At 61.2% G+C, this 22,552-nt stretch carries 19 protein-coding genes; 10 read left to right on the plus strand and 9 right to left on the minus strand.

Going from position 1 to position 22,552, the window contains the following annotated elements:
- Positions 1-158 precede the first annotated feature (158 nt).
- The 10 genes from bioF to DOCECA_RS24785 all read left to right on the plus strand — a co-directional run bounded on the left by bioF (position 159) and on the right by DOCECA_RS24785 (position 12,115).
- Entirely contained in the window at positions 159-1,337 is a 1,179-nt protein-coding gene (gene bioF / locus DOCECA_RS24740; RefSeq protein ID WP_445571228.1) for an 8-amino-7-oxononanoate synthase, read from the plus strand.
- The gene (locus DOCECA_RS24745) at positions 1,330-2,061 is read left to right on the plus strand and encodes an alpha/beta fold hydrolase (RefSeq protein ID WP_445571229.1); all 732 of its coding nucleotides are present in this window, start codon (positions 1,330-1,332) and stop codon (positions 2,059-2,061) included. Before bioF ends, DOCECA_RS24745 begins: the two co-directional genes overlap by 8 nt.
- Positions 2,054-2,866: a malonyl-ACP O-methyltransferase BioC gene (gene bioC / locus DOCECA_RS24750; RefSeq protein WP_434609174.1), complete on the plus strand. Its 813-nt coding sequence runs from the start codon at positions 2,054-2,056 to the stop codon at positions 2,864-2,866. The genes DOCECA_RS24745 and bioC overlap by 8 nt, the downstream gene beginning before the upstream one ends.
- Complete coding sequence (bioD, locus tag DOCECA_RS24755; RefSeq protein ID WP_420764905.1) at positions 2,863-3,543, plus strand: dethiobiotin synthase; 681 nt, start codon at positions 2,863-2,865, stop codon at positions 3,541-3,543. The genes bioC and bioD overlap by 4 nt, the downstream gene beginning before the upstream one ends.
- 119 nt (positions 3,544-3,662) lie before the next feature.
- Positions 3,663-3,959, plus strand: a complete 297-nt coding sequence (locus DOCECA_RS24760; protein WP_434649853.1) for a pyrroloquinoline quinone biosynthesis protein PqqE — start codon at positions 3,663-3,665, stop codon at positions 3,957-3,959.
- 275 nt (positions 3,960-4,234) lie between these two features.
- Positions 4,235-6,040: a phenylacyl-CoA dehydrogenase gene (locus DOCECA_RS24765; RefSeq protein WP_420764903.1), complete on the plus strand. Its 1,806-nt coding sequence runs from the start codon at positions 4,235-4,237 to the stop codon at positions 6,038-6,040.
- A 368-nt stretch (positions 6,041-6,408) separates the two neighbouring features.
- Positions 6,409-7,698, plus strand: a complete 1,290-nt coding sequence (locus tag DOCECA_RS24770; RefSeq protein WP_420764902.1) for a GGDEF domain-containing protein — start codon at positions 6,409-6,411, stop codon at positions 7,696-7,698.
- A 91-nt stretch (positions 7,699-7,789) separates the two neighbouring features.
- Positions 7,790-9,586 (plus strand): acyl-CoA dehydrogenase C-terminal domain-containing protein, encoded by a 1,797-nt coding sequence (locus tag DOCECA_RS24775; protein WP_445571230.1) that lies wholly within the window; start codon positions 7,790-7,792, stop codon positions 9,584-9,586.
- A 249-nt stretch (positions 9,587-9,835) separates the two neighbouring features.
- A complete protein-coding gene (locus tag DOCECA_RS24780; RefSeq protein ID WP_445571231.1) occupies positions 9,836-11,614 on the plus strand; it encodes an acyl-CoA dehydrogenase C-terminal domain-containing protein in 1,779 nt (592 codons plus the stop codon).
- Between the two features lie 342 nt (positions 11,615-11,956).
- A complete protein-coding gene (locus DOCECA_RS24785) occupies positions 11,957-12,115 on the plus strand; it encodes a YqaE/Pmp3 family membrane protein (protein WP_038436734.1) in 159 nt (52 codons plus the stop codon).
- 49 nt (positions 12,116-12,164) lie between these two features.
- Here DOCECA_RS24785 and DOCECA_RS24790 read toward each other — a convergent pair whose 3' ends face one another.
- The 9 genes from DOCECA_RS24790 to DOCECA_RS24830 all read right to left on the minus strand — a co-directional run bounded on the left by DOCECA_RS24790 (position 12,165) and on the right by DOCECA_RS24830 (position 22,323).
- On the minus strand, positions 12,165-13,991 hold the full coding sequence (locus DOCECA_RS24790; RefSeq protein WP_445571232.1) for a prolyl oligopeptidase family serine peptidase: 1,827 nt from the start codon (positions 13,989-13,991) through the stop codon (positions 12,165-12,167).
- The gene (gene pqqE / locus DOCECA_RS24795) at positions 13,957-15,087 is read right to left on the minus strand and encodes a pyrroloquinoline quinone biosynthesis protein PqqE (protein WP_434561969.1); all 1,131 of its coding nucleotides are present in this window, start codon (positions 15,085-15,087) and stop codon (positions 13,957-13,959) included. Before pqqE ends, DOCECA_RS24790 begins: the two co-directional genes overlap by 35 nt.
- The gene (gene pqqD, locus DOCECA_RS24800; protein WP_420764897.1) at positions 15,080-15,355 is read right to left on the minus strand and encodes a pyrroloquinoline quinone biosynthesis peptide chaperone PqqD; all 276 of its coding nucleotides are present in this window, start codon (positions 15,353-15,355) and stop codon (positions 15,080-15,082) included. The genes pqqE and pqqD overlap by 8 nt, the downstream gene beginning before the upstream one ends.
- Positions 15,352-16,104 (minus strand): pyrroloquinoline-quinone synthase PqqC, encoded by a 753-nt coding sequence (gene pqqC / locus DOCECA_RS24805; protein ID WP_434609184.1) that lies wholly within the window; start codon positions 16,102-16,104, stop codon positions 15,352-15,354. The genes pqqD and pqqC overlap by 4 nt, the downstream gene beginning before the upstream one ends.
- An 11-nt stretch (positions 16,105-16,115) precedes the next feature.
- On the minus strand, positions 16,116-17,027 hold the full coding sequence (gene pqqB / locus DOCECA_RS24810; RefSeq protein WP_434609186.1) for a pyrroloquinoline quinone biosynthesis protein PqqB: 912 nt from the start codon (positions 17,025-17,027) through the stop codon (positions 16,116-16,118).
- A gap of 79 nt (positions 17,028-17,106) precedes the next feature.
- On the minus strand, positions 17,107-17,181 hold the full coding sequence (gene pqqA / locus DOCECA_RS24815) for a pyrroloquinoline quinone precursor peptide PqqA (RefSeq protein ID WP_003177660.1): 75 nt from the start codon (positions 17,179-17,181) through the stop codon (positions 17,107-17,109).
- A 170-nt stretch (positions 17,182-17,351) separates the two neighbouring features.
- Entirely contained in the window at positions 17,352-19,787 is a 2,436-nt protein-coding gene (gene pqqF, locus DOCECA_RS24820) for a pyrroloquinoline quinone biosynthesis protein PqqF (protein ID WP_445571233.1), read from the minus strand.
- 48 nt (positions 19,788-19,835) lie between these two features.
- Positions 19,836-20,630 carry a carbon-nitrogen hydrolase family protein gene (locus DOCECA_RS24825; protein ID WP_445571234.1) on the minus strand — a complete coding sequence of 265 codons (795 nt, stop codon included), beginning with the start codon at positions 20,628-20,630 and terminating at the stop codon, positions 19,836-19,838.
- Between the two features lie 10 nt (positions 20,631-20,640).
- On the minus strand, positions 20,641-22,323 hold the full coding sequence (locus DOCECA_RS24830) for a flavin monoamine oxidase family protein (protein WP_445571235.1): 1,683 nt from the start codon (positions 22,321-22,323) through the stop codon (positions 20,641-20,643).
- Positions 22,324-22,552 lie beyond the last annotated feature (229 nt).

Raw genomic sequence — 22,552 nt, forward strand, 5'->3', positions numbered from 1 at the left:
TCGGCAATTCCCCTGATTGGAAGCAGGACACTGTGGGAACGAGCCTGCTCGCGATAGCGATGCAACATTCAACATTCATGTCGACTGGTACACCGCAATCGCGAGCAGGCTCGCTACCAAAAAGGTCCTGGGCCAATCCATAGACAGTTGAGGCCTGCATGCCCTTCGATCTCGCCGCACGCCTGGCTGCCCGTCGTGCCGAAAATCTATATCGCCAGCGACCGCTGCTCGAGAGCCCCCAGGGCCCGGAAGTCGTAGTGGACGGCCAGCCGTTGTTGGCGTTCTGCAACAACGACTACCTGGGCCTGGCCAATCACCCGCAAGTGATCGAGGCCTGGCGCGACGGCGCGGCGCGCTGGGGCGTCGGCGGTGGAGCGTCCCACCTGGTGGTCGGCCACAGCGCGCCTCACCACGCCTTGGAAGAAGCCCTGGCCGAGCTGACCGGCCGGCCGCGGGCGTTGCTGTTCACCACCGGCTACATGGCCAACCTTGGCGCGGTCACTGCCTTGGTGGGGCAGGGCGATACCGTGCTGGAGGATCGCCTCAACCACGCCTCGTTGCTCGATGCCGGGCTGTTATCCGGCGCGCGCTTCAATCGTTATCTGCACAACGATGCCCGAAGCCTGGCCCAGCGTTTGGAGAAAGCCATTGGCAACACGCTGGTGGTGACCGATGGTGTTTTCAGCATGGACGGGGATGTCGCGGATTTGCCGGCGCTCGCCCGCGAAGCCAAGGCCAAGGGCGCCTGGCTGATGGTCGATGACGCCCACGGCTTCGGCACGCTGGGCGTTACCGGCGGCGGTGTCGTCGAACATTTCGGCATGTGCCAGGAAGACGTGCCCGTGCTGGTCGGCACACTGGGCAAGGCGTTTGGCACCGCCGGCGCCTTTGTGGCGGGCAGTGAGGAACTGATCGAAAGCCTGGTCCAGTTCGCCCGGCCCTACATCTACACCACCAGCCAGCCACCCGCTTTGGCCTGCGCCACGCTCCGGAGCCTTGAACTGCTGCGCAGTGAGCATTGGCGGCGAGAACATCTGAGGCAGTTGATCAGCCAGTTCCGCCAGGGCGCCGAGCAGATCGGCTTGCGCTTGATGGACAGTTTCACCCCGATCCAACCCATCCTGATCGGTGATGCGGGGCGGGCGATGGAGCTGTCCCGGATGCTGCGCGAGCGCGGGCTGATGGTCACGGCGATCCGGCCGCCCACCGTGCCGGCCGGTAGCGCCCGCCTGCGGGTCACTTTGACCGCCGCCCACAGCGAGGCCCAGGTCCAGCTATTGTTGGATGCATTGGCCGATTGTTATGCAAGGCTGGGACCGGAGCCAAACCATGCGTGATCGATTGATCTTGTTGCCAGGATGGGGCCTGGGTACTTCGCCCCTCGAACCGCTGGCCGCTGCGCTGCGAGGGCTCGATGAGCACTTGCAGGTGGAAATCGAACCCTTGCCCGCTTTGGCGTCGAGTGCGCTCGATGAATGGCTCGATGAGCTGGATGCTACGTTGCCCCAGGATGCCTGGCTGGGAGGCTGGTCCCTGGGCGGCATGTTGGCCACGGAACTGGCCGCGCGCCGGGGCGAGCGCTGCTGCGGCTTGCTGACCTTGGCCAGTAATGTGTCTTTCGTGGCCTATGAACAATGGCCGGTGGCGATGGCCCCAGAAATATTCGATGGGTTTCTTGCCGGGTGTGTTGCCGATCCGCGCCAGACGCTCAAGCGCTTCAGTTTGCTGTGTGCCCAAGGCTGCGACGACCCACGCGGGTTGTCGCGATTGCTGCTCGGCGGTGCACCGAACACCGCGCCTGACGTGTTGATGGCCGGGCTAGAATTATTGGCGCAACTCGATACCCGGGCTGCGTTGCAGGGCTTTCGCGGCCCTCAGCTGCATTTGTTTGCCGGGCTCGATGCCTTGGTGCCGGCCGAAGCGGCGGGCGAGTTGCTGGCGTTGCTGCCGGATGTCGAAATCGGCCTGATTGAACAGGCCGGCCACGGATTTCTGCTGGAGGATCCCCACGGCGTGGCGGGGGCGATCCAGGCTTTCTTGCATGAGTCCGGTGATGACTGACTTATCCGTTGTGAAGCTACCGGGTGCTTTGCCTGATAAACGTCAGGTAGCGGCCTCGTTTTCCCGGGCGGCGGCCAGTTATGACAGTGTTGCCGAGCTACAGCGCGATGTAGGCGGGCAATTGCTCGGGCGCTTGCCTTCGTCGCTCGATCCACAGCGCTGGTTGGACCTGGGCTGCGGCACGGGCTATTTCACCCGAGCGCTGGGCGCGCGGTTCGGCGAGGATGCGGGCCTGGCGCTGGATATCGCCGAGGGGATGCTCATCCATGCCCGCCCGCAGGGCGGTGCTGCGCATTTTATCGCTGGGGATGCGGAGCGTTTGCCTTTGCACTCGGCGAGCTGCGACTTGGTTTTTTCCAGCCTCGCGGTGCAGTGGTGCGATGATTTCGCCTCGGTGTTGCGCGAGGCCCATCGTGTTTTGAGGCCGGGTGGACTGTTTGCCTTTACTAGTCTGTGTGTCGGCACGTTGTACGAACTGCGCGACAGTTGGCGTCAGGTGGATGGCTTGGTACACGTCAACCGTTTCCGTGATTTCGAGACTTATCGACAGTTATGCGCAAGCAGTGGTTTGAACGTCCTAAGTCTGGAAAATCAGCCCCACGTCTTGCATTACCCGGATGTACGTAGCCTGACCCACGAATTGAAAGCATTGGGCGCCCATAATCTGAATCCCGGCCGTCCCGGTGGGTTGACGGGCAGGGCACGGATCCTGGCGCTGGTTGAAGCCTATGAACAGTTTCGCCAGGTCCAGGGCCTGCCCGCGACTTACCAGGCGGTCTACGCCGTGTTGGAGAAACCGCTATGAGCCAGGCTTATTTCATCACCGGCACCGATACCGATGTGGGCAAGACCACCGTGGCGGCGGGCCTGCTGCACGCGGCGCGCCAGGCCGGCATGAGCACGGCCGCCGGAAAACCGGTGGCTTCCGGTTGCGACGTGACGCCCAAAGGGCTGCGCAACGCCGATGCCTTGGCCTTGTTGGCCGAATGCTCGGTGCCGTTGAGTTATGCACAGGTCAATCCGGTGGCGTTCGAACCAGCCATTGCGCCGCACCTCGCCGCCCGGGAGGCGGGCGTCGCGCTCACGGTGCAGTCGCTGCTGGGGCCGATGCGTGAAGTGCTGGCGCTGGGCGCCGATTTCACTCTGATCGAAGGCGCGGGCGGTTGGCGCGTGCCGCTGGCCGGCCAGGACAATCTGTCCGACCTGGCGATTGCGCTGGGCTTGCCCGTCATCCTGGTGGTGGGCGTGCGCCTGGGCTGCATCAGCCACGCCTTGCTGACCGCCGAAGCAATCGCCCGCGACGGCTTGCAACTGGCCGGATGGGTGGCGAACATCATCGATCCGGCCACCTCACGCCTGGAAGAAAACCTGGCAACCCTGGCCGAGCGCCTCCCGGCGCCTTGCCTGGGCAGGGTGGCGCGGATCCAGAGCGTGACCGCCGAGGCTGTGGCCGGGCACCTGCAAATGGACCTGTTGGACTGACGACTTGCCAAGGTTTTGCCTATGACAAGGCACTGTGCCATTAGTGTTTTTGTCGGGCCTTTTGCCAAGCCTTCTGGTTCAATGCCAGTGCCGACCCTTTCAAGAAAACGAGCCTCGCCATGGAAATCTCAGGAAATACCGCGTTCTACGCTGGTCTGAGCACGATTCAGACGGGGCAGAACCGTGTCGACCAGGCCTCCAGCCAGATCGCCAACAATACGATCGAGCGTTCGGTCACCAGCCAATCCTCCGAAGTCCAGGTCGATCGCCTGCGCTCGGTGGATCGCAGCCGGCAATCGGACCTGGCCAGCAACATGGTGGACATGGCCCAAGGCAAGTTCCAGGTCCAATTGGGCGTGAACGTCGCCAAGGCTTCCGACGAAATGCTCGGCACTTTGATCAACACATTTGCCTGATCCGACCCGACACGGACTTTGAAAACGCCGCGATAATCGCGGCGTTTTTGTCTCTAACTCCTTCTCCCTCAACTAATCTTTCCCTGCGCGTCCTGCGCACAATTCATAGCGATGGATTTCTCTCGTCCCGAACGCCTGCTAATCGATGACGAATGGCAAAAGATCGATGCTTGACAAGTTTTGGGCGTAAACGTATGTTTCAAACAACTGTTTGACCGCTACAACAAATCCGCGCGGTCGTTCATCCCCGGTTACATCAGCAGAGGTTTATCGCTATGCCTGACTACAAGGCCCCCTTGCGTGATATTCGCTTCGTTCGTGACGAACTGCTCGGCTACGAAGCGCATTATCAGAGCCTTCCGGCTTGCCAGGACGCAACTCCAGACATGGTTGACGCCATTCTCGAAGAAGGCGCCAAGTTTTGTGAGCAGGTGCTGGCACCGCTGAACCGCGTGGGTGACCTTGAGGGTTGCACCTGGAGCGAGTCCGGCGTGAAAACTCCGACCGGCTTCAAGGAAGCCTACAAGCAGTTCGTCGAAGGCGGCTGGCCAAGCCTGGCCCATGACGTCGAGCACGGCGGCCAAGGCCTGCCGGAGTCCCTGGGCCTGGCGGTCAGCGAGATGGTCGGTGAAGCCAACTGGTCGTGGGGCATGTACCCAGGCTTGTCCCATGGCGCGATGAACACCATTTCCGAACACGGCACGCCCGAGCAGCAAGAGGCGTACCTGACCAAGCTGGTGTCCGGCGAATGGACCGGCACCATGTGCCTGACCGAACCTCACTGCGGCACCGACCTGGGTATGCTGCGCACCAAGGCCGAACCTCAGGCCGACGGTTCCTACAAAGTGACCGGCACCAAGATTTTCATCTCGGCTGGCGAACACGACATGGCCGACAACATTGTCCACATCGTGCTGGCACGCCTGCCGGATGCACCCGCCGGCACCAAGGGCATCTCGCTGTTCATCGTTCCAAAATTCCTGCCGAACGCCGACGGCACCGTCGGCCAGCGCAACGCCGTGAGCTGTGGTTCCCTGGAACACAAGATGGGCATCCACGGCAACGCCACCTGCGTGATGAACTTCGACGCGGCCACCGGTTTCCTGATCGGCCCGGCGAACAAGGGCTTGAACTGCATGTTCACCTTCATGAACACCGCACGCCTGGGCACTGCGCTGCAAGGCCTGGCCCACGCCGAGATCGGCTTCCAGGGCGGCCTGAAATATGCCCGTGATCGCCTGCAAATGCGTTCTTTGACCGGCCCGAAAGCGCCAGACAAGGCCGCCGACCCGATCATCGTGCACCCTGACGTGCGCCGCATGCTGTTGACCATGAAGGCCTTCGCCGAGGGCAACCGGGCGATGGTGTACTTCACCGCCAAGCAGGTGGATATCGTCAAGTACGGCGTGGATGAAGAAGAGAAGAAGAAAGCCGATGCGCTGCTGGCGTTCATGACGCCGATCGCCAAGGCCTTCATGACCGAAGTCGGCTTCGAATCGGCCAACCATGGCGTGCAGATCTACGGCGGCCACGGCTTCATCGCCGAGTGGGGCATGGAGCAGAACGTTCGCGACAGCCGCATCTCGATGCTGTACGAAGGCACCACCGGCATTCAGGCGCTCGACCTGCTGGGCCGTAAAGTCCTGATGACCCAGGGCGAAGCGCTCAAGGGCTTCACCAAGATCGTCCACAAGTTCTGCCAGGGCAACGAAGGCAACGAAGCGGTCAAGGAGTTCGTCGAACCCCTGGCTGCGCTGAACAAAGAATGGGGCGAGCTGACCATGAAGGTTGGCATGGCAGCCATGAAGGATCGCGAAGAAGTCGGCGCGGCCTCGGTGGATTACCTGATGTACTCCGGTTACGCCTGCCTGGCCTATTTCTGGGCCGACATGGCGCGTCTGGCAGCGGAAAAACTCGCAGCCGGCACCACCGAAGAAGCGTTCTACACCGCCAAGCTGCAGACCGCGCGCTTCTACTTCCAGCGCATCCTGCCGCGTACCCGCACCCATGTTGCGGCCATGTTGTCGGGCGCCAACAACCTGATGGACATGAAAGAAGAAGATTTCGCGCTGGGCTACTAAGCCTTAGGCGATTCTCCACAAGCCGCTGCTTCTTCGGGAGTAGCGGCTTTTTCATGCCTGCCATAACCCCAATCAAGGCCTTCGACGAACCCGTGGCGAGGGAGCTTGCTCCCGCTGGGCTGCGAAGCGGCCCCAAACCTGCCGAATGCGAGCATCAGACACACCGCACCCGCCGGTTTACGACTGCTTCGCAGCCGAGCGGGAGCAAGCTCTCTCGCCACGGGGATTTATAGCGATCCTGAAACAATATTCATCCAACAAAGCCTTAAGAAAACTCCGGCCTCTGCCGTTACAGCGATGGCAGTGTGACATCGGTCACACAGCGCAGGCACAATGCCATCCTTGATCAGCCGGGTCGGAGCTTACCCTTGCCGCGTTCTTCCGCTGTACGTCTCAGCCATTTCCTACCGTCACTGTTGCTGTTGTTGGCAGGGCTCGCGGCTGCCTACGTCAAGGATCTCAACGTATTCTTTACCTCCCTGTTCAATGTGCTTCCTACATTGGTATTGCTACTGGGGGGCGCGTATTGCTCCGTTTACCGGCGCCAGCGTGAGCTGTTTCTGATGGTCACGGTGTACATCGCCTACTTCCTGCTGGACACCCAAACCGATTTCTACCGCGATAACGGTAAGGTGCGTGAAGACGCGGCGGTGGTGTTCCATCTCGTCTGCTTGTTGCTGCCGCTGTTGTTCGGGCTGTTCGCGGCGTGGCAGGAGCGCACCCATCTGTTCCAGGACATGGTGGCGCGGTTCGCGGTGTTGCTGGTTTTCGGCAGCGTGGCGCTGGCCCTGGAGCAAAGTTTCCCCCAGGCCTTGTTGTTGTGGCTTTCGGAGATCCGCTGGCCCGCGTTGCACGGCGCCTGGATGAGCCTGATCCAATTGTCCTACCCTATGTTCGCCGCCGCGTTCCTGCTGCTGGCCTGGCAATACTGGCGTAACCCCCGGCCTCTGCACGCGGCGCAACTGGTGGGGCTGCTGGGATTGTTCTGGATGCTGCCGAAAACCTTCATCTTGCCGTTCACCCTGAACATCATGTGCAGCCAGGTGATGCTGATGATTGCCGCCGCGGTCGCCCACGAGGCGTATCAAATGGCGTTCCGCGACGAGCTCACCGGCCTGCCGGGACGTCGTGCCTTGAATGAGCGCATGCAGCGCCTGGGGCGCAATTACGTATTGGCGATGAGCGACGTGGACCATTTCAAGAAGTTCAACGACACCCACGGCCACGACGTCGGCGATCAAGTGCTGCGCCTGGTGGCCAGCAAGCTGTCGAAAATCGGCGGGGGCGGTAGGGCTTATCGCTATGGTGGTGAGGAATTTGCGCTGGTGTTCGCCGGTAAAACCATTGATGAGTGCATGCCCCATCTGGAAGTCATCCGTCAGTCCATCGAGACCTACGCTATTCAATTGCGTAATTCCGACAGTCGCCCCCAGGACGATCAACAAGGGCGCCAGCGTCGCTCGGGCGCTGGCGCCTCCAGCGTATCGGTAACCGTCAGCATCGGCGTGGCCGAGCGCATCGAGCAGCGTACGCCCGAAGAGGTGCTCAAATCGGCGGACCAGGCGCTGTATAACGCCAAGGGCGCGGGGCGAAACTGTGTGGTCGCCTTCGGGCAGAGTCGTCGTGGTGCGGTGCGCATGGAGGCCGCCGCGGGTTGAGTGATGATGGCGCATTCAGCGTCTGGACTGTGATTGTGGGCCCCGGTGGCCGGCAGTAGGTTTAAACGATCTGCTACCGGAGAAAACCACCATGCCCGAGTACAAAGCTCCCCTGCGCGACATGCGCTTTCTGATCGACCACGTCTTCGATTTCCATGGCCGCTATGCCGAACTGGGTGCCAGCGATGCCAGCCCGGACATGGTCAGCGCCATCCTCGAGGAAGGTGCTCGGTTCTGTGAGAATGTGCTGGCGCCGCTCAATCGTCTAGGTGACGAGGAGGGCTGCCATTTCGACAATGGCGTGGTGACTACGCCTACAGGTTTCCGGCAGGCGTTCGCACAGTATGTGGAAGGCGGCTGGCACGGCCTGGCGGCGGACCCAGCGTATGGCGGCCAAGGCCTGCCCAGTTCCCTGGGCCTGGTCATCAGCGAAATGATCGGGTCGAGCAACACTTCCTGGGGCATGTACCCTGGCCTGACCCACGGCGCCATGTCGGCGATCCACGCCCATGGCACCGAGGAACAGAAGCAGACCTATCTCAGCAAACTCACCGCCGGCCAGTGGACCGGTACCATGTGCCTGACCGAAGCCCACTGCGGCACCGACCTGGGCATTATCAAGACCCGCGCGGTGCCCCAGGCTGACGGCAGCTATGCGGTGACCGGCAGCAAGATCTTCATCAGCGCCGGCGAGCACGACATGAGCGACAACATCATCCATCTGGTGCTCGCCAAGCTGCCGGATGCTCCGGCCGGAACCAAGGGCATCTCGTTGTTTATCGTGCCGAAGTTCCTGCCCGACACCGCAGGCGAGGCCGGGGAGCGCAATGGCGTTTCCTGCGGGTCGATCGAACACAAGATGGGCATCAAGGCCTCGGCGACCTGTGTGCTGAACTTCGACGGCGCCAAGGGGTTCCTGATCGGCGAGGCGAACAAGGGCCTCAACTGTATGTTCACCATGATGAACCATGCCCGCCTCGGCACCGGCATGCAGGGTCTTTGTCTGGGCGAGGCGAGTTTCCAGGGCGCGGTCAGATACGCCAATGATCGTCTGCAGATGCGCTCGCTGACCGGCCCCAAGGCGCCGGAAAAAGCGGCCGACCCAATCATCGTCCACCCTGACGTGCGCAGGATGCTCTTGACGATGAAGGCCTTCAACGAAGGCAACCGGGCGCTGACGTACTTCACTGCGCAATTGCTCGACACCGCGCACTTGAGCCATGACGAAACCGCCCGCCAAGAGGCCGAAGACCTGTTGGCCTTCCTCACGCCTATCTGCAAAGCGTTCATGACCGACACGGGGCTGGAGGTAACCAACCACGGCATGCAGGTTTTCGGCGGCCACGGCTTTATCCGCGAGTGGGGCATGGAACAATTGGTACGCGATTGTCGGATCGCGCCGATCTACGAAGGCACCAACGGCATCCAGGCCTTGGACTTGCTGGGACGCAAGGTGCTGGGCAGCCAAGGCAAGCTGCTGCGCGGGTTTACCAAAATTGTTCATCAGTTCTGCGCCGCCAATACCGGGCATGCGCAACTCCAGGGATACATTGCGCAACTGGACGGGCTTAATCGGCAATGGGGTGATTTGACGACCCAGGTCGGCATGGCTGCCATGAAAAATCCCGATGAGGTGGGGGCCGCCTCCGTGGATTACCTGATGTACAGCGGTTACATCATCCTGGCTTACCTGTGGTTGCGCATGGCGTTGGTGGCTCAGGCGCAACTCGACAGTGGCGATGGCGACGCGGATTTTTGCCGGGCCAAGCTGGCGACTTGTGAATTTTATTTCAAGCGCCTGTTGCCGCGCACGGCCGCTCATCGCTCAGCTGTCGAGGCGGGAAGCGAATGCCTGATGAAGTTGCCGGCGCAGTTGTTTGCGCTTTGAAGGGCTGAAATATCTCCTTGGCGAGGGAGCTTTCCGGCTTGAGTGCGTAGCTCTCAAAAAAGGGCTGCTGCGCACCCCAGCGGGAGCAAGCTCCCTCGCCACGATAAAACATCAAATTTCGACCGTGACTAAAAATTACAAAACGGTCACGGGTTGACCCTATGTGTCGCAAAAGTTGTTGGGGTACACTCTGACCCATTGTGAAACGCTTTCCCACGAACCAATTGTTTAGATCCTGCGAGGTTTGCCATGGCTGACTACAAAGCGCCCCTGCGCGATATGCGCTTCGTCCTCAATGAAGTATTCGAGGTCGCGAAACTTTGGGCTCAATTGCCGGCGCTGGCCGACACTGTGGACGCTGAAACTGTCGAGGCGATTCTTGAAGAGGCCGGCAAGGTCACCAGCAAAAGCGTAGCGCCCCTCAGCCGCGCGGCTGACGAGGAAGGTTGCCACTGGGCTGACGGCGCCGTCACGACCCCGGCAGGTTTCCCACAGGCTTATAAGACTTATGCCGAAGGCGGCTGGGTGGGTGTCGGTGGTGATCCGGCGTATGGTGGCATGGGCATGCCCAAGGCTGTTTCGGCCCAGGTCGAGGAAATGGTCAACTCCGCCAGCCTCTCATTTGGGCTGTACCCGATGCTGACCGCCGGGGCTTGCCTGTCGATCAATGCCCACGCCAGCGAAGCGTTGAAGGCCGCGTACTTGCCGAATATGTACGCGGGCATCTGGGCCGGCTCGATGTGCCTGACCGAGCCTCACGCCGGTACCGACCTGGGGATCATCCGGACCAAGGCTGAACCCCAGGCCGACGGTTCCTACAAAGTCAGCGGCACCAAGATTTTCATCACAGGCGGCGAACACGACCTCACCGAAAACATCATTCACCTGGTGTTGGCGAAGCTCCCGGACGCACCGGCCGGGCCGAAAGGCATCTCGCTGTTCCTCGTGCCGAAATTCATGGTCAATGCCAACGGCAGCCTGGGCGCACGCAACGCAGCCAACTGCGGTTCGATCGAGCACAAGATGGGCATCCAGGCGTCCGCCACCTGCGTGATGAACTTCGACGAAGCGGTAGGTTATCTGGTCGGCGAGCCCAACAAAGGCCTGGCGGCGATGTTCACCATGATGAACTACGAGCGCCTGGGCGTCGGTATCCAGGGCCTGGCCACTGGCGAGCGTTCCTATCAGAACGCTATCGAATACGCCCGCGATCGCCTGCAAAGCCGTTCGCCAACCGGCGCGCAAAACAAAGACAAGATCGCTGACCCGATCATCGTCCACCCGGACGTGCGCCGCATGCTACTGACCATGAAAGCCTCGAACGAAGGTGGCCGCGCATTTTCCACCTACGTGGCGATGCAACTGGATACCGCGAAATTCAGCGAAGACCCAGCCACGCGCAAGCGCGCGGAAGACCTGGTCGCGCTGCTGACGCCGGTGGCCAAGGCTTTCCTGACCGATCTGGGCCTGGAAACCACGGTCCATGGCCAGCAGATCTTCGGCGGTCACGGTTACATCCGCGAATGGGGCCAGGAGCAACTGGTGCGTGACGTGCGCATCACACAGATCTATGAAGGCACCAACGGTATCCAGGCGCTGGATCTGGTAGGGCGCAAGATCGTCGGAAGTGGTGGGGCGTTCTATAAATCGTTCGCCGATGAAATCCGTCATTTCACCGCCACCGCAAGCAGCGATTTGTCGGAGTTCACCCAACCGTTGAACGATGCCGTTGGCACGCTGGACGAGCTGACCGAATGGCTGCTCGATCGGGCAAAAAACAACCCGAACGAAATTGGCGCGGCTTCGGTGGAATACCTGCAAGCGTTCGGCTACACCGCTTATGCCTACATGTGGGCGTTGATGGCCAGGGCGGCCCTGGGCAAGGAAAGCCAGGATGATTTCTACGCAGGCAAGCTGGGCACGGCGCGATTCTACTTCGCCCGCCTGTTACCGCGAATTCATTCGCTGAGCGCTTCGGTGAAGGCGGGCAGTGAGTCGCTGTTCCTCTTGGAGCCGGGTCAGTTCTGAAGATGTGTCGTGATGTAAGCAAATGCTTACATCACGTGCTGGCGATTTCCCTCTATCGGCAGATTGGATCCACGGATAATCTAGCTTCCATGGACGTAGCGCAGGACGCGCAAAAGTAACAACACGGACACGTAGGATTCTGCCAGGAAGGCGGAGTGAAATGGATGTCAGGGAAACAGTCTGCAAAGCCCCGCTTCGGCGGGGTTTTCTTTTGCCTGCGTTTTTTGTCCGCGCATAACCTTCCCTTTGGGCGCCCCTTGATGGTCCGCACTGAACCCTGACGAGCGGTCAGGTGTCCATGAGCATATGGCAATATGGCCATCGCCAATCAGGGAGTCATCCATGGATATCATTCGCATCATCATCGCCATTCTTCTGCCGCCGCTGGGTGTTTTTCTGCAAGTCGGTTTCGGCGGGGCTTTCTGGCTGAATATTCTGCTGACGCTGTTGGGCTACATCCCGGGCATCGTGCATGCGGTGTACATCATCGCCAAGCGCTGAAAGTTTGCAGCTAGAGGATTGCTCTTGTGGCGAGGGAGCTCGCCACTTTTTATAAGCTCGCTTCTATCACTTTTCGATAAAACAACCACTCATGCTCCAGCGCATGCGCCTGGTTCAACGCCTTGCGAAAGCCGTGGCGCTCGTCCGGGTAGTAGTGCGCCTCCACCGGAACACCGTTGTCTTCCAAGGCCTTGACCATATCGCGGGTTTGCTGCGGCACGACCACGGCATCGAGTTCACCTTGGAAAAAAATCATCGGCGCGCGGATCCGGTCGGCGTGAAGCAACGGCGTGCGGGCCCTGTAGCGTTCGGCGTCCAGCTGTGGATCGCCGATCAGCCAGTCCAGGTAGTCCCCTTCGAATTTGTGTGTCGCGCGGCCCAGGGCAGCGGGGTCGCTGACGCCGTAGAGGCTGGCGCCGGCACGGAATACGTTCCGGAACGCCAAGGCGCAAAGTGTCGTGTACCCACCGGCGCTGCCGCCACGAATGAAGGCGCAGCGGCTATCGATCAAGCCCTGCTCATCCAGATACGCGACAACCGCGCAGGCATCCTCGACATCCACCACGCCCCAGTTCAAATGCAATGCCTGCCGGTAAGCCCGGCCGTAGCCACTGCTGCCGCGGTAGTTGAGATCGGCCACGGCAAAGCCGCGCTGGGTCCAGTATTGGATGCGCGGGTCGAAAATGGGATAGCAGGCCGACGTCGGCCCGCCATGGATAAACACCACCAGCGGCGGTTTAGCCTCGGCGTCCATCGCAGGATAAAAGAACCCGTGGGCCTCGCTTGAAGCGACGGGATAGCGCAAGGTTTGCGGACAGCTGATGTGCTCGGCGGGTAACGGCGAAACGCCGCCGGCCACGATTATGGCTTCGTGGTTTTGTCGTTCAATAGCAATGACCGCCGACGGGCTGGTCGGCGAAGCGGCAATTGCATAAACGAATTGCTCATCCAAGGCCAGGCTGCGAAAGCGGCTGTAGGGTCCGGTGAACTCCTCAATCGCGCCGCTATGGCGCAGGCCCAGCCGGCCAAAACCCGCTTCGGTCCAGCTCGCCAGGTAAATGTCCTCGCCCAGGGGCAGCCACGTACAGCCGCCCAATTGCCAAGGCGCCGGGGCGTGATCGGCTTCGGCGGCAGCCAATGGTTTCAAGAAGCCGGCGTCTTCGACCCAAGGCTGCCAATAACCACCCCGATCCGTCAGGCAATAAAGACGATTCGCCGCGTCGAATCGTGGTTGCTGGATGGACTCATCCTCACCTTGGCCGGCCACGCAGCGCGGCTCACTCCAACCTGCATCGTTACGCTCTGCCAACATCAGTCGCGTGGCCGTCCAGGGTTGATGAGGACGGCTCCATTCGATCCAGGCGAGGCGCTTTTGATCCGGGCTCAGGATCGGCGCGGCGTAGAAATCCGCACCTTCGGCCAGCACCCGTCGCTTAAAATCGGCCAGCCCAATCGACACCAGACGATGCTGATTGGCCTGTTCCTCAACCGCCAGCACTCGCCCCGCGGCGAAGTGCAGGTCGCCATATCGCCTCTCGCCCGAAGTCAGCGCCACGGGACGATCGCCGTCCAATGACTGGTGATACAGCTGTTGGTCGGCCTCGTTGACAAACAGCACGCCGTCATCGCTCAGGCAAAACGACCCGCCACCGTATTCGTAGACCCGACTGCGCGCGCTGAACCCGTCCGGGGTCAGACAGCGGGCCTTGGCATCTTGCCAATGCCAGATCCGGCAGGCGCCATCCGCTGGGCGGTATTCATTCCAGAACAGGCCCAAAGGCCCGAGTTGCAGCTCGGCAAAGTCGATGCCTGCCGCGACAGCCTGGGCGGCGCTGAGCGGATCAGCCTTTAACGATGAGGCGCGAGTTTCGTTCATTGCGAAAGGCCAATTGTTCAATGGTTTGCGTGGCATGCTCGGCGTCTTCGCGCGCCTGGAGAATCATGCCGTGGTGTTCGGATTTGCTGCACACCGGGTCGGCGTTGCTGGCGTCGCCTGTGAGCATGAACGCCTGGCAGCGGCAGCCGCCGAAATCCTTTTCTTTTTCATCGCACGAGCGGCAGGGCTCGGGCATCCAGTCATATCCGCGGAAACGGTTGAAGCCGAACGAGTCGTACCAGATGTGCTGCATGCTGTAATCGCGCACATTCGGAAACTGCACCGGCATTTGCCGGGCGCCATGGCACGGCAATGCGGTGCCGTCCGGCGTGACGGTCAGGAAGATGCTGCCCCAGCCGTTCATGCAGGCTTTGGGGCGTTCCTCATAGTAGTCCGGGGTCACGAAGATCAACTTGCACGGATTGCCTTCGGCTTCCAGCTTGGCCCGGTATTCATTGGTAATGCGTTCGGCCCGCACCAGCTGTTCCCGGGTGGGCAGCAGGCCGACGCGGTTGAGGTGCGCCCAGCCATAGAACTGGCACGTGGCGAGCTCGACGAAGTCGGCTTGCAGGGCGATGCACAGCTCGATGATGCGATCGATCTTGTCGATGTTGTGCCGATGGGTCACGAAGTTCAGCACCATCGGATAGCCGTGGGCCTTCACCGCCCGGGCCATTTCCAGTTTTTGCGCGAAGGCTTTCTTCGAGCCGGCCAGCAAGTTGTTCACCTGCTCATCGCTGGCCTGGAAACTGATCTGGATATGGTCCAGGCCGGCCTTCTTGAAATCGCTGATTTTCTGTTCGGTCAAACCGATACCGGAGGTGATCAGGTTGGTGTAGAAACCCAACTTGCGCGCCTCCCCGATCAGCTCGGCCAGGTCCTGGCGCACCAGCGGTTCGCCACCGGAAAAGCCCAACTGCGCAGCGCCCATCTCCCGGGCCTCGCGGAACACCTTGAACCACTGCTCGGTGCTCAGTTCCTTGCCTTGCTCGGCAAAGTCCAGCGGGTTGGAGCAGTACGGGCATTGCAGCGGGCAGCGATAGGTCAGCTCGGCCAGCAGCCACAACGGCAGGCCGACGGCGGGCTTCTCAGGCAAGGGTGATCCAGTGCTCAGCACGGGCGACCTCCATGAATTGCTCGATGTCGTCACCGAGCTCAGGCACACCGGGAAATTGTTTGTCCAGCTCAGCGATGATCGCCGCCACATCGCGCTCGCCATCGATCAGGCCACCGATCAGCGCAGCGCTGTCGTTCAGCTTGATCATGCCTTCAGGATAGAGCAGCACGTGACCTTTCTGGGCCGGTTCGTACTGAAAGCGATAGCCGGGGCGCCAATCGGGGATTTGGCTGCGATCGAAACTCATAAGGCGATTCCTTTGTGCCAGACCCGTTGGTCGGTCACGGTGTGATAGGGCGGGCGGTTCAGTTCGTAGGCCATGCTCATGGCGTCGAGCATGCTCCAGAGAATGTCGAGTTTGAACTGGAGAATCTCCAGCATGCGTTCCTGGCCTTCACGCGTGGTGTAGTGCTGCAAGGTGATCGCCAACCCGTGCTCCACGTCGCGCCGGGCCTGGCCCAGGCGGGTGCGGAAGTATTCGTAGCCGGCCGGGTCGATCCATGGGTAGTGCTGCGGCCAACTGTCGAGGCGCGACTGGTGGATCTGCGGGGCGAACAGTTCGGTCAGCGAGCTGCTGGCGGCTTCCTGCCAAGAGGCGCGGCGGGCGAAGTTGACATAGGCGTCCACGGCGAAGCGCACACCTGGCAGCACCAGTTCCTGGGAACGCAATTGATCGGGATCGAGGCCCACCGCTTGGCCCAGCCGTAGCCAGGCTTCGATGCCGCCGTCTTCGCCAGGGGCGCCGTCATGGTCAAGCAAACGCTGGATCCACTCGCGGCGGACCTCCCGATCCGGGCAGTTGGCCAGGATCGCGGCGTCCTTGAGCGGAATGTTCACTTGGTAATAGAAGCGGTTCGCGACCCAACCCTGGATCTGCTCGCGTGTGGCACGGCCTTCGTACATCGCCACGTGGTACGGGTGATGGATATGGTAGAAGGCGCCCTTGGCGCGCAAGGCTGCTTCAAATTCTGCGGTGGTCAATGGCGTGTCAGTCATTTCGGGGCCTCCTACAGTTCGATGCTCATGCCGTCGTAGGCGACTTCGACATTGCGTCGCACCAGCTCGGCCCGCTCGGGTGAATCCTCGTCGAGTATCGGGTTGGTGTTGTTGATATGAATAAGGACCTTGCGCTGCTCGGGCAGTTGCTCCAGCACTTCAAGCATGCCGCCAGGGCCGTGCTGCGCCAGGTGGCCCATTTCCCGACCGGTGCGGGTGCCGACGCCACGGCGCTGCATTTCATCGTCGTCCCACATCGTGCCGTCCACCAACAGGCAGTCGCTGCCGGCCATGATGTCCAGCAGCGGACCGTCGACCTTGCCCAGGCCTGGTGCATAGAACAGCTTGCCGCCGGTGCGCAGGTCTTCGACGATCAGCCCGATATTATCGCCCGGGTGCGGGTCGAAGCGGTGCGGGGAATAGGGCGGGGCGGCGCTGCGAAGTGGCAGTGGGGTAAAGCGCAGGCTTGGGCAAGCGGCAATAGTGAAACTCTGATCGAGTTGGATGCGGTTCCAGCTCAGGCCGCCGTTCCAGTGGGTGAGCATGTTGAACAGTGGGAAACCCGTGCTCAGGTCTTCATGGACCATGTCGGTGCACCAGACCTGGTGCGGGCAACCTTCGCGCAGGCTGAGCAGGCCGGTGGTGTGGTCGATCTGGCTGTCCATCAGAATGATCGCGCCGATACCGGTGTCCCGCAGGGCCCGGCCAGGCTGCATCGGGGCAAATCCCTGGAGCTGGGCGCGAATGTCCGGCGAGGCGTTGCACAGCACCCAGCTCACGCCGTCGTCGGAAATCGCGATGGACGACTGGGTACGCGCCTGGGCCCGCAGGCTGCCGTTGCGAAAACCTGCGCAATTGGCGCAGTTGCAGTTCCACTGGGGAAAACCGCCGCCCGCGGCGGAGCCTAGAATCTGGACGAACATGGTCGCTCCATCTACAAACCGAAAATAAAAACGCCCCGGATGACCGAGGCGTGGTGTTGCGTACTACCGCCTGCAGCAATCAACGGCTGGCGAAGTACATGGTGACTTCGAAGCCGATACGCAGATCGATATATGCGGGTTTGGACCAGGACATGGGAATACTCCTTTGGTTGGGATACTTCGGTTAGATGGTACGGGTGGAACCTATACATATAGTCCACCTCCGCTCGGAGATGTTCAGATGCTTAGGCGGCTATGTTACTAAATCTGACAAATTCCTTCGCCGCGATTCTTTGAGAAAGCTCGTTGCATGGCCGGTAACGATCATCGCACCGCGCGCCAGGGCGTTCCCGGGCACGGCGCGTTGCTCAGGCAGGAACGCCCGCCGAGGGCTTCTTTCAAACGGTGCGCGGCGTCGACCAGTTGTCCGCGTGTCATCGATGTTATGACGTCGGGTAACCGTTGCAGGTAGTCCGTTGGACGACCGGCCAGTTTGCCCTGCCAGAGCAGTTCGGCTGCCTGGGCGATGGGCATCGCCGCGCTTTGAATCTGGCTGGCCAAGGCCTGTTGCTGGCTGGTCAGGGTCGAGTCGTCTAGCTGCTGGATCAACTCAGGCAAGGTTTCCAGGAACTGCTCCATATGTTCAGCCAACTGCGCTGCCGAGGCACCGGGTGATTGGGCGCCCAGTAGCAGGCCGGTGCGTCCGTCGATCTGCTTCAAACCACTGAACACCGCATAGCCCAGTTGCAGGTCCACTCGCAGGCGTTGGTAGTACGGGGTTTGGCTCAGATGGGCGAGCAAACGCCACGCAGCCTCGTCGCAAATGTCCTGGGTTGCCGTGGGGCAGAACATCAGTACGGCGTGGTCGTCTCCTGGAGTTTCGAGCGTGTGCCAGGCGCGTCCCGGAGCAGCCACGAGCGTCGACACCGCTTCTTCTCGGGCGATCCCAGGAATTCGCGCCAGAACGGGGCCCAGCGCCACTTGAGTGGCCGCCGCCAGACCGACGGCCAAGCCGTCCCATCGGGCGTTCGTCCAGACGCTCTGATTGCTGTCGGACGATGATGGCGATCGTGGGGTTTGCCGCAAGAGCTCCGGCAATTCACGCAACAGCTGTCGGATCGGTATCAAGGGAGGCTCGCTATTGGCCGGGACTGGCGGCAGCGGCTGGCCCAGTTCCACCAGCAGGTGTTCAAGTACTCGCGGCATCGGTGCCTGCAAGCCGGTCAGTTTCAGCAGGCATTGTTCGTCATGAGTCTCGAAGGTAATGTCCACGCCGGCCTGGCGGGCGTCTTCGCTCAGATCCGCCAATTGCCGATCGAGCCTGCGTTGGTGGCCGGGCGATACGGGGGCCGCCAATAGCCAGCGCAGGTACACCGCGCCTTCCGGCGAGGTATCCGGCAATGCCTGGCTGAACTGCATGGGCGAGCGTTCGCGCCGGCCCCGGCTGCGGTCTTGTGCGAATGTTCGTAAGCCGCGGTGGGCACTGGTTTGGCCGCGAATCAATCCGGCGCGGGGTGGTTCGTTGATGCTTTGCAGAAACGGGTTGGGCGAGGGCAATTGCCACGGTTCGACGGGCTGATCGACGGCGTGTAATTGCTTGAGGATTTCCCTGAGGCGCATCAGGTCGTTTTCCGACAAGGGGCCTTGGCGTCCTTCGCTGTCCCAACGAGCCAGTTGCAGGGCTGCTGCCGTCTCCAGTTGGCGTTGGCGTAGCGCAGTGAACGCCTGGCGAAGTGATGCCCAGTCATCCTGAGCGGCAAAAAAACCCAGCCAATCGCGCAGCAGCGGTTGGATATCAGTCGGCACCTGGTCGCGGTCGTGCTTGAACTCGATGTGAAGCAGTGCCTGACCAGAAAATTCATACAGGGGCACGGCTTTGAGGCTGTCAGCCAGACCGCGTTGGCGCAACGTTGCAAGCAACCCGCCCGGTTTAGGGGCGTTGAGCCAGTGGCAGAGGAAATCCAAGGCTTGGGGCGAGGCGGCAGGCAAGTTTTCGAAGGCGAACAGTACGTCGAGCGAATCTTGCCGGACCTGCTGGTACCCGGTCTCGGTTGCTGCCATGAGCCTCGGCGGTGGCTGCCTGACCTGCGTCCTGCCGGTTGGCAGGCTTTCACCGAACTGAGTGGCCAGCGCCTCCAGGGTCCCGATGCGTTGCGGGCCGGCCAAGCTCAAGGTCATCTGGCCGCTCTGATAGAAACGCTGATAGAAATCGCGCAGCGCGCTCTGGAATTCTGGCTGTGGTACGGCGAGGCTGTCGCGATTGCCCGCATGAAAGCCGCGCAGTGGGTGACCCTTCGACAGTCCTTCATACAAGGCAACCTGCCGCTGGGCCGCCGCATCCTGGGACCAGGCAATAAACTCTGCGTGCAGCACTTCCCGCTCTCGCAACTGGTCGGTCTCATCCAGACGCGGATGGGCCAGCATGTCCGCCAACCGCTCAAGCCCACCGGGCAGGGCGGCAGGTGGCAGCTCCAGGATAAAATCCGTGGTGCGTTCACTGGTACGCGCGTTGACCTGCCCGCCGTGGTCCCGCACGTAGGCCATCAGGTTCTGCCCAGCGGGAAAACGCTCCGTCCCCAGAAAGAAAAGATGTTCAAGAAAGTGCGCCAGCCCCGGCCAGGCCTTGGACGCATCATGGCTACCGGCGGCCACGCGCAACACCGCAGCGCTGCGCTTGAGGCCAGGAGCATGACGCAACGTCAATTTCAGGCCGTTGGACAGGGTTTCGGTATGGGGGCGGAGGGAATCGGGGGCCGGCATGAGCGCTTCCAGGACTGGGATGTGCTCATGCTAGCGGATTAGCCCGGATCAGTGTTTATGCAAGTCGCCGTACAGCGCCGCACGCCGATCGTGCAGGTAGTTGTAGGCTGCCCGCGATTGCTCCATCAATTGCCGATCCAGCTCACCCACGATCAACGCTTCGTCCAGCCCCGCCAACGCCGGGCGGCTGCCGTTCGGGGCGGCAATGCTGCTCTGACCGCAATACTGCAACTCACCTTCGTGGCCGCAATAGTTGGCATAGGCCACGAAACACTGGTTCTCGATGGCCCGGGCGCGCACGGTGACGTCGGCGATGAACTCGTACGGATGCATGTTGGCGGTGGGTACCAGGATAAGCTCGGCGCCGGCCAGCGCCAGGCGCCGGGCATTTTCTGGAAACTCCAGGTCATAGCAGATCAGGAAGCCGAGCTTCCAACCGTTGAGCTCCACGATCGGCAACGCTGAATCGCCCGCGCTGAACATCGTGCGGTCGAGGTCGCCGAACAAATGACTCTTGCGATAATTGGCCAGGCGCTCGCCGTGGGCGTCGATCAATTGGACCGAATTGTAGTTCTGCCCATCTTCGCTGCGCTCCGGGTAACCATAGAGAATGGCCAGGCCGGCCGCCTTGGCGATGCGGCCGATTTGCTGCGCCCATTCGCCGTTGTAGACCTCGGCCAGTACATTCACCGCATCGACCCCAATGTTGTAGCCAGTCAAGAACATCTCCGGCAACACCAGCACATCGGCACCCCTGGCTTCCAGCGCGACCTGGTGCAGTCGCTGCAGGTTGCCGGCCGGTTCCATGGGCAGCGGTGGGCATTGGTAAAGGGCTACGCGCATCGACAACTCCTTATTCGGGCAAGGCGATCGGACCGATTTCGTCGAACACATCGCCTGGCCCCGGGTTCTCGGGGTGAGTTTCACCGCCGAAATGTTTCATGATCCCCCACACGGCATTGAGCGAGGTCTGGACCGCGCCTTCTACCCAGGCGGGTGTCCATGAGACGTCATCACCGGCGATAAAGATCCCTTTTTGTTCAGCCGGCATGTCGTCTTGCATGAAGTGTGCATACATGCGTTGGTTGTATCGGTAGTGGCCCGGCAGGGCGCCTTTGAATGCACCGAGGAAATAGGGGTCGGCTTCCCAGGAAACTGTGATCGGATCGCCAATGATCCGCGCGGCGATGTCGACGTTCGGATAGATTTTTTTCAGCGCATCAAGCGCCAGCCTCACGCGTTTTTCCACGGGATACGGCAGCATTTTCAACGCATCGCTCATCCATGAGTAGGACAGGCAGATGACGCCTGGCTTGTCGTCGCCGTTGTCGAACAGGTAAGTGCCGCGAGTCAGCCGGTCGGTGAGGGTCATGCTCATCAAGTCGCGGCCGGTCTGCGGGTCCTTGTCCTTCCAGAAGGGCCGGTCGACCATCACGAATGTCTTCGATGCTTGCATGTAGCGGGTGCGGTCCAGGGCCATCCACATTTTTTGCGAGAACAGCGCTTCTTCACATTCGATCTGGGTGGTCAGCAGCCAAGTCTGGCACGTCACCAGCACGGCGGCGTATTCCCGGGTGTCACCCCAGACGTCGGTCACGGTGAAGCGGTCGTTATCGGCACGGGCAATGCGCTTCACGCCGCTGCGAGGCGCGCCCAGGTGCAACGAATTCAGGCTGGTGCCTTCCGGCCAATGCACGCAGCGCTCTGGCACGTGTTTCCAGATTCCGTGGGGGACCTGCTCGACGCCGCCGACCACCAGGTGCTGATGATCGTCGCAGTTGGTCATCACCACGCGAAAGATTTCGAGCATCGAGTTGGGAAAGTCCGAGTCCCAGCCGCCAGTGCCGAAACCAACCTGGCCGAACACTTCGCGATGCTGGAACGAGAGCTTGGCGAAGGCCTTTGACGTAGCGACAAAGTCATAGAAGGTGCGGTCATCCCACAGCGGCACCAGGGTGTTCCACAGCTCCTTGAGACGCGGGACGTCGCGGTCGCGGATCGCTTGCTGGATATCGCCGAAGCGCGAGCCAGCCTCCAATGCGTCGGCCCAGGCGTCGGCCACTTCTTGGAATAACGCCGGAAGGTCAGCCATGCTTTCTGCGTAATAGGTCTGCCCTTCAAGGTCGATGACCGTGCTGCCCGAGGCCGACGTCAACGGGTTGGGAAAGGGTTTTGTCTCCAGGCCCAGCTTGTCGACGTAGTGGTAGAACGCCGTGGACGACACTGGGAAACGCATGCCGCCGAGTTCGGCGACGATACCTTCGGCGCCGTTGAACGCTTGGGAGCGCAGGCGTCCGCCCAGCTTCGACGCCTCGTACACCACCGGTTTGAGGCCCATCTTCATCAGCTCGTAAGCCGCCACCAGACCGGCGATCCCGGCGCCGACAATAGCTACCTCGGCGCCGTGATTGTGCTTCGGGATCATGCCCAGGCCGGCTGGGTGTTCGATCCAGTCGTCAAAGGCGAAGGGAAAGTCCGGGCCGAAAATGGTGATGGATTTCTTGCCGTTGGCAGGGTGGCGATTGTTCTTGTTCATGGCTGACCTTGGGAGGCGACTCGGCGCGGTGTTCGCGTCTGAGTATAGGAAAGATGCCAGCCATTCTAGAGAGCATGAAACACGTTAATAAGACGCAATGTGTCGTCGTTTTGTACGTATCGCCGTCATTTTCACTGGCTAGATAGGCTTAATGACGAAACCAGCTCTTGTAGGAGCGAGCCTGCTCGCGATAGCGGGCCGTCAGCCCGTGCAAATGTTGACTGATCCG

The sequence above is a fragment of the Pseudomonas sp. E102 genome (assembly GCF_052660185.1).